Here is a 15589-nt window from a genome sequence, read left to right as displayed (position 1 = left end):
ACTGCGCCGCGTCCTTCCAGTCCAAACGCGCGCGCAGCGCCGCCACCTTCGCATCCGGCCGCGCCGACGAGGTGTGGATCGCGGTACCGTTGTAGTAACGGCGCTGCGAATCGACATCGAACCGGCCGGAATAGCCCAGCAGGCTGCCCTGCCATTGTTCGCCGAACTTGAACGCCGCCTCGCCGAGCAGGTATTCGCCTTCGGACTTACTCTGGCTGCCAAGGTCCCACTCCTGGCGCGCCTTGGCCTTGCCCAGGCCCAGGCCCAGGCGCGCCGGACCGAGGTCGGTGCAGACACCGACTTCCAACTGCTCAATGCGGGTTTTGCTCTCGTCGTAATCGGCGGCCTCGGCATTGGCCCAGGCGCAAGAGCCGTCGGACTCGCTCGCCAGGCCGTTATCGAGCAGCGAGCGATGGTGTGCGCCCGACAATGTCGCGTTGGCCAGGCCGCTCAAGCCCAACGTCAGGCGTTGGTTGGCTTCGATCAGGCTGCGCTGGTAGGCATCGATGTCCAGCAGAACTCCGCCGCCATGCGGCGTCACTCTGGCGATCCAAACCTGGCGTTGCGGGGTCACGCCGACAACCACCGATCCGTCGGCGTTGGTATCGGTCGGGCTGGACAGATAAGTCCCGGCAGGCAAACTCACACCGGAGGCTTTCAACCAATAGCTGACTGAGATCGTTCCCGTCTGCTCGGACCAACGGTAAGCCTCCTGAGATGCCCAGCCGGAATCGTAGGGCCCTGCGTTGTACGAATCGCCGTACACGACCAAGCCGTCGCGCGAAATCGTCAATGCATTACTGAAGCCGTAGCCCGCCAACGGCCGCAACAGCACGGTCCCGCCGGAGGCGCTCCACAGATAGCCGAACGTATCGCCGCCGTTACTGCCCGGGAAGACCGAAGTGCTGGTCAGACCTACCACGCGGTCCCCCCGGCCGGATACGTCGGTTGCAGAATTGAGATAATGCCCGGGCAGCAACGGCACCAATGCCATTCCCCCCGCCTGCGTCCAACGAAATGCACGATTCTTGTTGGCACGGAAGGCCATCTGATTGCCGACTACGGTTGCGCCGTCGTCCGACACCGCCTTGGCCAAGGTTTGCGATGGCTCCATGCCCGACAGGCGTTGAGCGCCGCCCTGCCTGGTCCAACGAAAAGCCTGAAACAAGCCGTCAGTCTCGACCAGATCGCCGATCACGACCTCGCCGTTGCCGGATAGCCCGCTGATTGCCACCCCATACGTGCCGGCGATCTTGAACTCCCTGGCGCCGCCCGCCCTCGTCCACAAATAACTTATCCCGGTCGCAGTCTCGCCATGCCCGAATGGACCGCGAACAGTCATTGCAACCATAGAACCATCGCTCGAGATTGCCGTGCGTTCGGCCAACCCCCAGGTGAAGCCGGGATAAGGAATCAGCGTCTCGATCATGCGCCCTTGGTTATCGCGCAGATCGACTCCCGATTGGTTCACCACCGCAACGACGCGGCCGTCCGCCGAAACCGCTGCAGTACCGCGATAAGGAAGAGAAGAGGGCGTACTCGGCGCCGGAGGCGCGATGAAGAAGTTGCCTTCGGCATAGGCAGGAATCGCCGCCAACAGGGAAATGACCAAGAGCGCGCGTCGCATCATGGAAGCCTCTGTTCGAGTATTGGATGGCCGACTGAACGCTCTTTGGGCTATGCCGCGGCCGAGAAGTATCCGCAGCGACGCTGCAAAGAAGGCACGTTTACGGCCGATTTTCCGCCGTCCCCGACATTATCCCCGAGCAATACGCTCGCGACAAACAGCACACTATTCGCTGCTTCGACCGCCTGCACGAAATCCAGCGGTACGAATCAAAACCGGAAACGATTGCGTTGTCCTCCCAGGACCGCCACGGCTGAAGCGAATCGTGCGGATCGATTGACGGCGCATCTTCCGGTATCCGCACGCAGCGTCCGCTGCGCGAGATCAAGCCCGCAACACCAAAGGGTTCCGGTTGCGGCTTCCCACGATGATGATGCTGCCCGCCGATCGGCCGGAACGACAGCCGCCCGACTCGCCGGACGACTGCCGCCATCGCCCGTTCAGAACGACATTCGATACCCGAGCGATACGCCCCAATCCGCATCGCCGCCCGACGAGGCCGCGCGCGCGCCGACGCCGAGCACCGAACCATTGCCGAACCGGTGGTCGAAATCCACCAGCATCTGGCCCCAGTTACGGTCCAGTTCGCCGCCGGGCAGATCGAAACTGAACAAGTCGATGATCTCGCCGCGCGTGCCGCTGCTGATCTTGTCCATGCGACGCACCGCTTCCAGCGACACACTCAAATCGCTGCGCTCGCCGAAACTGCGTTCGAACGCCGCGCCGACGCGCAGGTCGCGCGTGCTCCAGTCGGTGCGGTCGAAGCGCGACGGGAAACCACCACCGCTCTCCGCGTAGCCGTCCAGTTTGGTCCGCGTCCAAGTGTAGGCCGCATACGGGGAAATGCCGACGCCACCGACCCGCGCCGCGTCCTTCCAGTCCATACGCGCGCGCAGCGCCGCCACCTTCGCATCCGGCCGCGCCGACGAGGTATGCACATCGGTGCCATTGTAGTAACGACGCTGCGAATCGACATCGAACCGGCCGGAATAGCCCAGCAGGCTGCCCTGCCATTGTTCGCCGAACTTGAACGCCGCCTCGCCGAGCAGGTATTCGCCTTCGGACTTGCCTTGGCTGCCAAGGTCCCACTCCTGCCGCGCCTTGGCCTTGCCCAGGCCCAGGCCCAGGCGCGCCGGACCGAGGTCGGTGCAGACACCGACTTCCAACTGCTCGATTCGGGTCTTGCTCTCGTCGTAATCGGCGGCCTCGGCATTGACCCAGGCGCAAGAGCCGTCGGACTCGCTCGCCAGGCCGTTATCGAGCAGCGAACGATGATGCGCGCCCGACAAGGTCGCGTTGGCCAGGCCGCTCAGGCCCAGGGTCAGGCGCTGGTTGGCATCGATCAGGCTGCGCTGGTAAGCATCGACGTCCAGCAGAAATCCGCCGCTCGGGCCTTTCACCCGGGCCAACCAAAGACTTCCGTACCGGCCCTCGCCCGCGATGATCGAGCCATCGAAGCTGGTGCTGTTTGCCGTTATCAACTCTGCACCGGCCGGCACTTCGACGCCATAAGCGGCTAGCCACTGCGCGATGGAAAGGGTGCCGGTCTGAGCGCTCCATCTAAAAGCCGTGTCGATACCGGAGGGACGCGGCGAATTGACAAAGGCATACATACTTCCCACGACAACCTTCCCGTCTCCGGAGATGGCTTTCGCTTCGCCGCCGGTGTAACCGGAAAGCAAGCCTAACGGCATGATTCCGGTCTTGCTGTCCCACACATACGGGAAGCTTCGCAAATACGGTTCATGTTGATCGAGCCTTCCCACAACACGCGAACCGTCATGAGAAACGCCATAAGCAATCACGCTTGAATACCCGGGAGCAGGCGCGAAGCTGACGTTGCTCGCCCCTTGCGTCCACAGCACCACTTCACTGCGCGGACGAAGCACGGTGACCGCCACTACCCGGCCATCGCCAGACACCGCTCCTGCGAAGAAAGATTCCCCGATGGAATCGCCTTGAAACACCTGCAGCCCTTGAGCTTCGCTCCAACGGAATGCTTGGCCGACGTAGGTCGAATTCGTCGAATACATCGTCCCGACCACGACTCTTCCGTCAGCCGACATCCCCCACCCCAAAGCAGAATATGCGGGGATATCCAAGATCTTGAAGCCGCCGGCCTGACTCCACAAGGCAGGCGTCGTTCCTGGATTTTTCCCCGAAATCGACTGCGGCAAGTCGAACAAGAGGAGCGAGCCGTCGCTCGACACCGCTTTGAGCATGCGACTGTCTACGTACCGGTCTGACACTTTGTATAGGGTTTCGGTGCCGGCTTGCTCGGTCCACCGGGACAATACGCCACCACCACTTTCCAGCCAAACGAATGCGCGGCCATCGCCGGATACGTAGCCCGTTTTGGACAAGCTTCCTGGAAACTGCCAGAAATCGGCAGCAGCCACTGCCGGATTCGACATCACAACTGCCAGCAAAGCAGTCGACAGCAAACTGATCTTCATCTTCCTTCCCTTTGGGTTCCTGCTTGAGGCGATTCCAAGCCTCAGCGGTCGCAACACTCGATCGCCGGAGGCCAGACACCCAGCCTCAAGACGCCTATCATTTCGATTCATGCCCCGTCGATTCATGCCCCATCGATTCACGCCCCAGGACGGCGGCCATACTGCCGCGGGCGCTATCACCGTTGAGCTGGTCGGCAGGATGTCCCGGGAACGCGCGCATCGAAACGCCCTGCCTGCTGAAGCACGGTACTGGCATGCGCCAGAGATCGCGCCGCAGACACGGCCTTCGCCGCTTTCAGTGGTCTTGTTTCACGACGATTTCCTTGCCGATTGAAGTAAAGCGCCAGGCTCTGGTACGGCGACACGTCGAACGGTGCGCTTCCGGCTTTCGACCCGGAGCAAGACGCCGTTACGAGCACATCCCCGCTGTCTTCGGCGATTATCCCTAAGTCGCGCGTTCGCGACAAACACACATTCCCGTGCGCAGCGTCCGCTGCGCCAGACCCTGGCCTCGCGGCAGCAGAGGCCCAGACCATCGCGGCCGGCACGACCGCTGAGCCATCCGCCGATACCAACCCCGGCCGGCCAGCGCGCATCCGGAAGCCGTAGGCACCGCTTCTGCGAAGAACGTTCTCAGTCCCGTGAATAGGGCCTAGACGAAAGGATTCGCGTCGCGGCTTCCGACGACGGCGCTGTCATCGTCCGCCATGGCGAAGATCGCAATAGTCGGCTGGGTATCGGCTGGTGGGTATCGGTTGGGAAAGGCAGATCGAAATCGCCTGTCAGCCAGAAGCCGCCATCGGCTTGGGCAGGAGCGCACGCCATCAACATCGCAATGGTCATGGCCACGGCCAACGGACTTTAATTCAGCGAAGATCGTCCCTTATCGACCAATCAGGACGCACGCCACGCTCGGTCCTGCATTGGCGCAACATACGACGTAGCGCACATCGCAAAAAAGTCGCTGGACGGAATTTTCGGCCGTATCTTAATTTGCGATAGAAATCAGGCGCGGCGAAACCGGCGCGCGGCTTCGCCGGTCCAGACTCGATTTGGAACCCGAGCGCTCGACACGCAGGGCCCGTTTATCGTGCTCGGCGCGCCCCTCGCGACGCCGAAGCCTCACAACGACTCTTGCGGCTCCACCGCCGCGGCCTCGTCGCCGCGGCTCGCGCATGCGGTCTTCGACACGCGCGCTTCCCATTGCCAGAACAGCCAGGCCACCGCGGTCAGCGCCGAGGCCGCGACCGCCAGCGACACCGCGCTGGCGCTGATCAGCGGCGACAGCACGCCGGCCATGATCGCGTTGACCACCAGGCCGGAGAACGCCTGCAGTGACGAGGCGGAACCGCGCTGGCGCGGGTACATGTCGAGGATCGACAGGGTCACGATCGGGAACACCAGGGCGATGCCGAACGCCGACACGCACATCGGCAGCACCGCCCAGGGGATCTGCGGATCGTCGGTCCACAGGTTGTAGCCCAGGTTCATCGCCACACCGACGAAGGAGAACACGAAACCCCAGCGCACCAGGCGGTCGCCGCTGATCTTGCCGGCCGAGCGCCCCGACACGAACGAGCCAAGCACCATGCCGCCGATGGTCGGCACGAAGAACCAGCCGAACTGGCGTTCGTTGAGCTTGAGGATGTCGAGCACGAACGCCGGCGCCGAGGCGATGTACAAAAACAGCGCGGCGAAATTGAACGCGCCGGTCGCGGTCAGGCGCTGGAAGCGCGGGTTGAGGAAGATCGCGAAGTAATCGCGCAGCAGGCGCTTGGGCTTCAACGGCAGGCGCGCCTGCGGCGGATGCGTTTCCGGCAGCAGGAAGACGGTCGAGCCCAGCAACAGCAGCGAGAAGCCGACCAGGAACCAGAAGATCGCCGGCCAGTGCGCCCAGCCGAGGATCCAGCCGCCGATGATCGGCGCGATCGCCGGCGCCACGCCGAAGATCATCGTCACCTGGCTCATCAGGCGCTGGGCATCGTCGCCGTGCAGTACGTCGCGGATCACCGCGCGCCCGACGATCAGTCCGACACCCGCCGAAAGCCCCTGCACCGCGCGGAAGAACAGCAAGGTCGACAGATCCGTCGACAGCGCACAGCCCACCGACGCCAGCGTGAACACGCTGAGCCCGCCGATGATCACGCGGCGGCGCCCGATCGTGTCCGACAAGGGCCCGTGGACGATGCTCATGAGCGCATAGGCGATCAGATAGACGCTGATGGTCTGCTGCATCGCCAGCTTGTCGGCGCCCAGCTCGGCGCCCATGACCGGGAACGCCGGGAAAATCGTGTCGATCGAGAACGGCCCGAACATCGCCAGGCCGCCGAGCAGCAAGGCCAGCCGGCGGATCGACAAGGTCTTCGTGGCCGGAGCAGGATCGGGTGCGGAGGTATTAATCGGAGGTCACCAATCGGAGAGCGTCGGCTCGGGGCCTCAGCTGGGAGCGTGAGCGGCGTGAGTGTCGATCGGCACCTCGTCGGGCGGGCCCTTGAGTTCGACCACATTGCCTTCGGGATCGAACAGGTACTGCGACGGGCCCTCGCCCTCGGCGCCGTAGCGCGAGCCGAAGTCGCCGATGCGCACGCCGTGCGCCTGCAGGTGGGCGACGATCGCCTCGCGGTCGAAGGGCTCGGCGCGCAAGCACAGGTGATCCATGTTGCGGGCCTCGGCCCCGGCCGGCGCGCCGCCGAGGCGGCCGAGCTTGCCCTGGACGTCGACCAGGTCGATCAGGGACAGGCCGGCGCGCAGCTGCACCAGGCCGATCGCGTCCTGGCGCCGTTCCAGCCGGCAGCCCAGTACGTCGCAATAGAAAGCGATCATCGCCTCGGTGTCGCGTACGCGCAGCACCACGTGATCGAGTTGCAGCAGTTGGAACGGGGGACGGTCCATGCAGGAAGCTCCGGAAGGGACCGCGACCATGTTACGGCGAATCGGCCTTCCTGAACCGGGTCGCGGCGTCGAAACCCGGGATGAAGCCGGCTGCCGCCAGCCCCGGCAACGTCGCCCCGAAGCCGCCGCTGCGGCTATAATCGCGGCTTGAAACACCCGGTGGGAGAAGCGGCCCGGCCCCCCAGCCAGACCGCTGCCGAAGGCGCAACGCCCGTAATCGCTCAGGCCCCATACCGCCGCGTGTACAAAACTCTGGAGAGACCGCCTGCGTACGCTGAGACAGCGGGGCAGAACCGGCGCCGAAGGGGCACGAAGCGAGCGCGGACAGGAGCGGCCCCCGGGCCATCCCCTCCCCTAGCTGCCTGACCGCAGCACGCTTTTAAACTCTCAGGCAAAAGGACAGAGGGGCGCCTCGCGTGCGGCACCGCACGCTGCCTTCGGACGCCCCTGCCATGAGCCCAGCCGCCAACAGCGCAACTTCCTTGCGCGACCTCGAGCACCACGACGCCTTCATCGAGCGCCACATCGGCCCCAACGACGCCGAGATCGGCCACATGTTGGAGCAGGTCGGCTACGACTCGCTCGAAGCCCTGACCGACGCCATCGTCCCCGGCTCGATCAAGTCGACCCAGCCGCTGGCCCTGCCGGCCGCGATCAGCGAAGTCGAAGCGCTGGCCAAGATCCGCGCCATCGCCACCAAGAACCAGGTGTTCCGCAGCTTCATCGGCCGCGGCTACTACGGCACCCACACCCCGAACGTCATCCTGCGCAACATCCTCGAGAACCCGGCCTGGTACACGGCCTATACGCCCTATCAGGCGGAGATCTCGCAGGGCCGCATGGAGGCGCTGATCAACTTCCAGACCATGGTCGCCGACCTCACCGGAATGGAGATCGCCAACGCCTCGCTGCTCGACGAAGGCACCGCCGCCGCCGAGGCGATGACCCTGGCCAAGCGTTCGGCCAAGTCCAAGTCGGACACCTTCTTCGTCTCCAGGAACATCCACCCGCAGACCCTGGAAGTGCTGCGCACCCGCGCCGAACCGCTGGCGATCGAACTGCACATCGGCGACGACGCCGAGGCGGCGACGGTCGACGCCTTCGGCGCCCTGCTGCAGTACCCGGACACCTTCGGCGCGGTCAAGGATTACCAGGGCGTCGCCGACGCCGTGCACGCGCGCGGCGGCATCGTCGCCGTGGCCAGCGACCTGCTCGCGCTGACCCTGCTCAAGGCACCGGGCGAATGGGGCGCCGACATCGTCGTCGGCAACACCCAGCGCTTCGGCGTGCCGTTCGGTTTCGGCGGCCCGCACGCTGGCTTCATGGCCTGCCGCGACGCCTACAAGCGCTCGATGCCCGGCCGTCTGATCGGCGTCTCGGTCGACACCGACGGCAAGCCCGCCTACCGCCTGACCCTGCAGACCCGCGAGCAGCACATCCGCCGCGAGAAGGCGACCAGCAACATCTGTACCGCTCAGGTGCTGCTGGCGGTGATGGCGAGCATGTACGCCGTCTACCACGGCCCCGATGGCCTGACCCGCATCGCCCGCCGCGTCCACCGCCAGGCCACGATCCTCGCCGCCGCACTCGGCAAGGCCGGCATCGCCGTCGGCAGCGGCTTCTTCGACACCCTGCACGTCAGCGGCATCGACGCGAACGCGATCCACGCCAAGGCCCGCGCAGCCAACATCAACCTGCGCGAGATCGATGCCGGCAGCCTCAGCATCAGCCTCGACGAAACCGTGACCCGCGACGAACTCGTCGCCCTGGCCGGCGCGTTCGGCGTGCAGCTCGACATCGACGCGCTCGACCGCGAAGCCGTCGACGCGATCCCGGCCGCGCTGGTGCGTACTTCCTCGTTCCTGCAGCACCCGGTGTTCAACACCCACCACAGCGAACACGAACTGCTGCGCTACATGCGCTCGCTGGCCGACAAGGACCTGGCGATGGATCGCACGATGATCCCGCTGGGCTCGTGCACGATGAAGCTCAATGCCACTGCCGAGATGATCCCGGTGACCTGGCCCGAGTTCGGCAACATCCATCCGCTCGCCCCGGCCGACCAGACCACCGGCTACACCCAGCTGATCGACGAGCTCGAGGCGATGCTGGTCGAGTGCACCGGCTACGACGCGGTCAGCCTGCAGCCGAACTCCGGCGCCCAGGGCGAATACGCCGGTCTGCTGGCGATCCGCGCCTATCACCGCTCGCGCGGCGAAGGCCATCGCGACATCTGCCTGATCCCCGACTCCGCGCACGGCACCAACCCGGCCTCGGCGCAGATGTGCGGCATGACCGTGGTGGTGACCAAGACCGACAGCAACGGCAACGTCGACGTCGACGACATCCGCCGCGCCGCCGAGAAGTACAGCGACCGTCTCGCCGCGATCATGATGACCTACCCGTCCACGCACGGCGTGTTCGAGGAGGAAGTGGTCGAGATCTGCGAGATCATCCACAAGCACGGCGGCCAGGTGTACACCGACGGCGCCAACATGAACGCCCTGGTCGGCGTGGCCAAGCCCGGCAAGTGGGGCTCGGACGTCTCCCATCTGAACCTGCACAAGACCTTCTGCATCCCGCACGGCGGCGGCGGTCCCGGCGTCGGCCCCTGCGCGGTCAAATCGCACCTGGCACCGTTCCTGCCGAAGACCGTCGACGGCGAAGGCATCGTCGGCATGGTCAGTGCGGCGAGCTTCGGCTCGGCGAGCATCCTGCCGATCTCGTGGATGTACGTCACCCTGATGGGCACTGCCGGCCTGCGCAAGGCCACGCAAGTGGCGCTGCTCAACGCCAACTACATCGCCAAGCGCCTCGCCCCGCACTACGAAACGCTGTACACCGGCCGCAACGGCCTGGTCGCGCACGAGTGCATCCTCGACCTGCGCCCGATCAAGGACGCCACCGGCGTCAGCGCCGAGGACGTGGCCAAGCGCCTGATCGACTTCGGCTTCCACGCCCCGACCCTGAGCTTCCCGGTCGCCGGCACGCTGATGGTCGAGCCGACCGAGAGCGAATCGCAGCACGAACTCGACCGCTTCATCGACGCGATGATCCAGATCCGCGACGAAATCCGCGCGGTCGAGGACGGCCGCCTGGACCGCGAGGACAACCCGCTCAAGCACGCCCCGCACACCGCCTCGCAGGTCACCGCGAGCGAGTGGACCCGTGCCTACCCGCGCGAGCTGGCCGCGTTCCCGTTGCCGACCCTGCGCCTGCAGAAGTACTGGCCGCCGGTGTCGCGCGTGGACAACGTCTACGGCGACAAGAACGTCATGTGCGCCTGCATCCCGATCGATGCTTACAAGGAAGAGGTCGAGGCCTGAGCCCCGGCTGGGTTGCACTGAAGCGATAAAACGAAAGGCCCCGCGAATGCGGGGCCTTTTTTTGAGCGGTTGCGACTACGGCGGCGCGATGCGTTCGCCGCGTCCTGCCCTTACTTGGCGAGCTTGAGCTTGCCGGCGATCTCGTCGAACTCCGCGACCGTCGACGGCGACAGGTTCGGACGCCCGGCCAAGATGCCGATCGTGATCGTGCCCTTCACGTAATAGGTTTCGCCGGCTTCGACTTCCATGTTGAGGATGTCCTTGGCTTCCGAATGCACGGTGTACTCGTGCGCGCCCGGCTCGACCGCGACGACGAAGTACTTGCCGCTGCGCAGCTTGCCCAGCTCGACCGCGCCTTCGCGCACCTTGTAGCCGACCGCGCCGCCGACGAACTTGGCCGGACGGAAGAACACGATCTGACCCTTGCCTGCGGGCGGTGCGGCGATCAGACCACTGCTGGCCGCCGCCGGCTTCGCGCTGGCCGACGCCGACGCCGACGCAGTCGCGGCCGCACTCGGCGCGGCCGCCGGTGCCGCCGTCGCCGCCGCGCTGCCTTCGACCGCGGGTGCGGCGCCGGCTTCGCTCTTGGTTTCCGCCGAAGCGCTCGCTTCGGCATTCGGGAGCTGCTTGGCCGGATCGGAAGGCGCCTTGCCGTTCCAGGCCAGCGAACCGCCGGTGGCGAAGGCCGACACCGGCAACAACAGAGCAATCAACAGGACACGCGACGACATCGACTTCATTGGACAGCTTCCCCAGTTTGGGTGGTGACGGGTGGTTCAGTGGTGACGACAGGCGCAGGGGCCTGAGCCTGCTCCGGCGCCGCGGCAGCCGGCGTCAGCTCGACGTCCTGTGCGATGCGCGCCTGGGCCTGGGTATACGGAGGGATCTGGATCTCGCCGCCGCGTATGAACATCGCGAACACGCCGACGGCGATGGCCAGGCCGATGACCTGGCCCGACTTGTCGACACCGGCCGAGCCGAGGCGGAAGCTGCGCAGTGGGATCTGCCGGCCGTCGGCTTCGAGATAGCGCGCGGCGAGCAACAACTCGCCCGGCTTGCCGCCGCTGCGCGAACGCTCGGCATGGATCACCTCGCCCACGCCGGTGGTACCGGCCGGCAGCACGAGCGTGCCGTCGACGCTCAGCGCTTGCGCCAGCCGCAGCCCGAACTTGTCGCCGCGCTTGAGCGTTGCCGAACTCAAAGGCTGCAGGGTTTCGAGCAGCACGTCGGTACCGGCGACGATACGCAACGCACCGGCGCTGCCGGCGGCGGCCGACGGCGTTGTCGGCGCCGGAGCGGTTTCGGACATGGACGCTGGAGCAGGCTCGGATACCGGCGCCGCCGCGGGTGCGGGCGCGGCGGGCAGCGCACTCGGCGCCTCGGCGGCGGCCGGCATCGGCTGCGGCGGAGTCATCGCCAAGGCGGCGATCAACACGGTAGACATCGAAAACATGAAGGCGGCCCCCAACCGTCCTTGGCGGTCGTCACGCTATCGGAACGCCGAGGCTTTGCCAAGCGGGTTTTTCGCCTGGATCGCCGAGTCATCGCAAGTCACATTGCGGGGCACCGGAAACACATTGCCGCTCGTTGATCGGCTACCGGGGACGAGACGGTCGCTGGCGAGCTGCCGCTGCCCCACTCATCGCCTTCACCCGCCTCCTCTCCGCTTAGCACTCGCTACGGTCGCTGCAAGCGGGAGAGAGCTGCGAACAAGTCGGCTCGCAGGCAACCCTTCTCCCGCTGACGGGAGAAGATGGCCGAAGACCGGATGAGAGCACGACAGGCTATGCACCCCTCGCCTAGCGTCATCCATGTATTTCCTCGGACCTTCATGAGCGAGGGGTCGCCACAAACGAGAAAGGGGCGCATCGCCCCCTGGATCGCACGCAGCCCGCATTGGCCGAAGCGGCCAGCCAAGACGCGCAGGGCCAGCGCTTCGTTCCGTCCCGAACCGGTTTCGTCGCCCCCTCCCCCGGCTTCGTCGCGGCCCCACTTCCACCCGGCCGGCAGACGACTATGCTGCGTCGCAACCCAGGCCCCTTTCGGACCCGTCGTGATCAGGAGCTTCTTCTTCATCGTCCGCCTCGCCGCCGCATGGTTCGGCGTGTTCCTGCTGATGGCGCTGCTGTCCTCGGTCACGCCGGGGCTCGAGCACCAGGACGTGGCCCCGCTGTTCATCATCGCCGCGCTGGTCGTCGCCTACGTCGTCACCAACGCCTTCTCGCATCTGCGCCGGGTGCGCCTGATCGCCGGGCATATCGACCGCGACACCCTCGCCAACCGCCACCGCCGCCAGATCGAGGTGCCGTTCGAGGCCGGCGAGGTGTTCGACCTGCTCGATGCGGCGATCCGCGAACTGCCGCGCGTCGAGGAGATCGAAAGCGCCCGCGACAGCCTGCAGGTCAGCGCCAAGGTGCAGCGCCCCAACCTTTACGGACGCAGCCGCACCGATCGCCAGGGCGTGGTGCGCAATCACAGCCGCTGGACCCGCAACCAGATCCTGGCCACGGTCACGCCCGGCGAGGACAGCGGCAGCATCACCCTGATCTGCGAGCCCGAGACCGGAGCCTGGAGCGACTGGTTCCGCGTCGACGGCGGCACCAACCTGGAGAACGCCGAGGCGGTCGTGCGCGCCATCACCCGCCGCATCGCCGAGCGCCGCCGCACCGAGCGCGTCAGCACCACCCGCACGGTCACCGAGAAGGAACTCGCCGTGGCCAAGCTGAGCCTGCTGCACGCCCAGGTCGAACCGCATTTCCTCTACAACACCCTCGCCAGCGCCCAGTACCTGACCCGCAACGACCCGCCGCGCGCCGACATCATGCTCGGCCATCTGATCGACTTCCTGCGTCGTTCGCTGCCGCGCACCGAGGACGCGCAGTCAACGCTCGGCGACGAGCTCGACCGCTCCCGCGCTTATCTGGAAATTCTCAAGCTGCGCATGGGCGCACGGCTGGCACTGCAGATCGACGTGCCCGAGGAACTGCGCACGATTCCGCTGCCGCCGATGATGCTGCAGACCCTGGTCGAAAACGCCATCAAGCACGGCCTGGAACCCAAGCCCGGCGGCGGCACGGTGTGGATTCTCGCGCGCCGCAACGATCACCGCGTCGCCATTACCGTCGCCGACGACGGCGAAGGCTTCAACTCCACCAACGCGGGCACCGGCATCGGCCTGCGCAACGTGCGCGAGCGCCTGCAACTGGTGTACGGAGGCGACGCCCAACTCGCGGTCGTCGCCAATTTCCCCAACGGCGTCGCCGCGACGATCAGCGTGCCGCTGGCCGCGCGCGAGGAACCCATATATGTCTAAGCCTGCTCCTTCCACCGCCCTGGTCGCCGAAGACGAGTCCCTGCTGCGCCAGGCGCTGATCGATTCCCTGCGCGGCGCCTGGCCGCAGTTGCAGATCGTCGCCGAATGCGAAGACGGCGCCGAAGCGCTGGAAGCCCTGGCCGAGCATCGGCCCGACATCGCCTTCCTCGACATCCGCATGCCCGGCCTGACCGGCATCGATGTCGCCACCGCCGCAGCCGAGGTCAGCCCGCAGACCCAGATCGTGTTCGTCACCGCCTACGACCAGTACGCCATCGACGCGTTCGAGCAGGGCGCGATCGACTACCTGCTCAAGCCCGTCACGCCCGAACGCCTGGCCGTCACCGTGCAGCGCCTGCAGCAACGCAGCGCCGCCAATCAGACCGATGCCGATGCGCTGTCCGAGCTCGCCCAGCAACTCGCCAACCGCGAGCCCAAGCGCAACACGCCGCCGCTGACCTGGATCACCGCGAGCACCGGCCGCGAGACGCGCCTGATCCTGGTCGACGACATCGCCTACTTCCGCGCCGACAACAAATACACCACGGTGGTGACCGCCGAGGGCGAAGCCCTGCTGCGCAAGCCGATCCGCGAACTGCTCGACGTGCTCGACGCGACCATGTTCAAGCAGATCCATCGCTCGACCATCGTCAACCTCAAGGCGATCGCCTCCATCGTGCGCGACGACAGCGGCAAGGGCAGCGTGCGCCTGCGCAACCGCCCGGAAACCCTGACCGTCAGCCAGCCCTTCATGACCCTGTTCCGCACGATGTAACGCGGCAACCCACGATCCAGGTGACCTATGCGCAACTTCACGGCTTTGCTGTACTACCTGTTCGCCTTGCTCGGTTGCGATATCGGTGCGACCACCATCGTCCACCGCGCCAGCGCCGACGGCATCGACATCATCGACAGCGAGGTGCGCGTCACCGACCGCATCGCCAAGTTCGAATGCTTGGCCAGCCGGAGCGGGCAATGCCACTACACCCTGTTCCACGACGACTGCGCCGTTGCGGGAACTGCGGCCACGGCCAAGAACCCGGTCGGCGACGCTCAGCCCTGCGCCAGCCAGCCTTTCGAACGCTTTGCGATGGCCGCCGGTTCCGACAAGGAAGTGATCGGTCTGGAACCGGGATTCAAGCTCTGCGTCAGCGCCGAGGACCAGGCGATGAACGCCGACTGCAAGAGCGCGGCCCGCCAGCGCTGATCGCGCGCAGCTCGGAGCCGTACGACAGCGTCAGTCGGCGCGCTCGACATACTCGACATCGGCGATCCAGTTGCGCCGGCGCCGGGCCAGGCGCACCGCTTCGGTCTCGTCGTCGAGCGTCGACGGCGACCGCCGCAGCAAAGTCTCATCGACGCCCTCGAAAGTATTGACGTTGACCACCGCATACAGCGCCCCGTCGATGCGGCTGGTGACCACCGGCACTACTCCGCACCGTGTGCAGACATGGAAATCGGCGGTGTGCGTACCGAAGTCGTAGCGCGACACCCGCGTGGGTTCGTTGACCCGCACCCGCAGCGAACCCGTCGGACACGAGGTCCACACGCCTGCGTGCTTGGTGCAGAACGAGCAAGTGCAGGCACGCGCCGGAATCTCGCTCGGCTCCGGCCGCCAGTCGAGATCGAAAACGATATTGCCGCAGTGGCAAGCTCCGTGGATCAGCATGGCGGTCTCGATGAAGGGGACGAAGACGGAATGATGCCGTACCGGCTGTTGCTGTTGCACCGGCTTTGCTGTTGCACCGGCTTTGCTGTTGCATTGGCAGTTGCTGTGCGTCGTCGAGCACTCGCGAAGGCAATGGAAGACCCGGAGGGCGGCCTGCATGGATGCAGGCCGTTTTTCATCGGGACAGGGATGTCCCGTATGAAAAAGCCCTGCGTCGGCATCGATCGTGCGGGCCTTTGATTCAAAAGAAAAGCATTTTTCTTTGGTTACCTTTCTTTTGTTGCTTATGACAAAAGAAAGTAACCC

At 65.7% G+C, this 15589-nt stretch carries 11 protein-coding genes and 1 riboswitch; of the genes, 4 read left to right on the top strand and 7 right to left on the bottom strand.

What is annotated here, in order from left to right:
- The 4 genes from LC490_RS13645 to LC490_RS13630 all read right to left on the bottom strand — a co-directional run.
- Positions 1–1630: hypothetical protein (locus LC490_RS13645; RefSeq protein WP_223620480.1), on the bottom strand; the 1630-nt coding region annotated here is incomplete at its 3' end.
- A gap of 437 nt (positions 1631–2067) precedes the next feature.
- A complete protein-coding gene (locus tag LC490_RS13640; protein ID WP_223620479.1) occupies positions 2068–4083 on the bottom strand; it encodes an autotransporter domain-containing protein in 2016 nt (671 codons plus the stop codon).
- A 1122-nt stretch (positions 4084–5205) separates the two neighbouring features.
- A complete protein-coding gene (locus tag LC490_RS13635; protein WP_343223016.1) occupies positions 5206–6441 on the bottom strand; it encodes a multidrug effflux MFS transporter in 1236 nt (411 codons plus the stop codon).
- Between the two features lie 78 nt (positions 6442–6519).
- Entirely contained in the window at positions 6520–6975 is a 456-nt protein-coding gene (locus LC490_RS13630; protein ID WP_223620478.1) for a VOC family protein, read from the bottom strand.
- Positions 6976–7217: 242 nt separating this feature from the next.
- A riboswitch (glycine riboswitch) is annotated at positions 7218–7388 on the top strand.
- Between the two features lie 39 nt (positions 7389–7427).
- Between LC490_RS13630 and gcvP the strand changes: the two genes are divergently transcribed.
- Positions 7428–10301 carry an aminomethyl-transferring glycine dehydrogenase gene (gene gcvP, locus LC490_RS13625; protein WP_223620477.1) on the top strand — a complete coding sequence of 958 codons (2874 nt, stop codon included), beginning with the start codon at positions 7428–7430 and terminating at the stop codon, positions 10299–10301.
- Positions 10302–10411: 110 nt separating this feature from the next.
- Here the strand turns inward: gcvP and LC490_RS13620 are convergent, their stop codons facing one another.
- A complete protein-coding gene (locus tag LC490_RS13620; protein ID WP_223620476.1) occupies positions 10412–11041 on the bottom strand; it encodes a DUF2846 domain-containing protein in 630 nt (209 codons plus the stop codon).
- Complete coding sequence (locus LC490_RS13615; protein WP_223620475.1) at positions 11038–11754, bottom strand: hypothetical protein; 717 nt, start codon at positions 11752–11754, stop codon at positions 11038–11040. Before LC490_RS13615 ends, LC490_RS13620 begins: the two co-directional genes overlap by 4 nt.
- A gap of 603 nt (positions 11755–12357) precedes the next feature.
- Here LC490_RS13615 and LC490_RS13610 point away from each other — a divergent pair.
- From LC490_RS13610 to LC490_RS13600, 3 genes are read left to right on the top strand one after another with little or no spacing between them, the layout of a single operon-like run.
- Positions 12358–13614, top strand: a complete 1257-nt coding sequence (locus LC490_RS13610) for a histidine kinase (RefSeq protein ID WP_051885406.1) — start codon at positions 12358–12360, stop codon at positions 13612–13614.
- Complete coding sequence (locus tag LC490_RS13605; protein WP_223620474.1) at positions 13607–14389, top strand: LytTR family DNA-binding domain-containing protein; 783 nt, start codon at positions 13607–13609, stop codon at positions 14387–14389. The genes LC490_RS13610 and LC490_RS13605 overlap by 8 nt, the downstream gene beginning before the upstream one ends.
- 27 nt (positions 14390–14416) lie before the next feature.
- A complete protein-coding gene (locus LC490_RS13600; protein ID WP_223620473.1) occupies positions 14417–14821 on the top strand; it encodes a hypothetical protein in 405 nt (134 codons plus the stop codon).
- A gap of 30 nt (positions 14822–14851) precedes the next feature.
- On the opposite strand, the gene LC490_RS13595 is transcribed toward LC490_RS13600, so the two are convergent.
- Positions 14852–15283, bottom strand: a complete 432-nt coding sequence (locus LC490_RS13595) for a hypothetical protein (protein WP_223620472.1) — start codon at positions 15281–15283, stop codon at positions 14852–14854.
- Between the last annotated feature and the right edge of the window lie 306 nt (positions 15284–15589).

Origin of the sequence: Lysobacter sp. ESA13C (assembly GCF_019970005.1) — a bacterium.
Classification (GTDB): domain Bacteria; phylum Pseudomonadota; class Gammaproteobacteria; order Xanthomonadales; family Xanthomonadaceae; genus Lysobacter; species Lysobacter antibioticus_B.
Note: the sequence above shows the minus strand (reverse complement) of the source record. Positions and strands in the feature narration are given on the sequence as shown.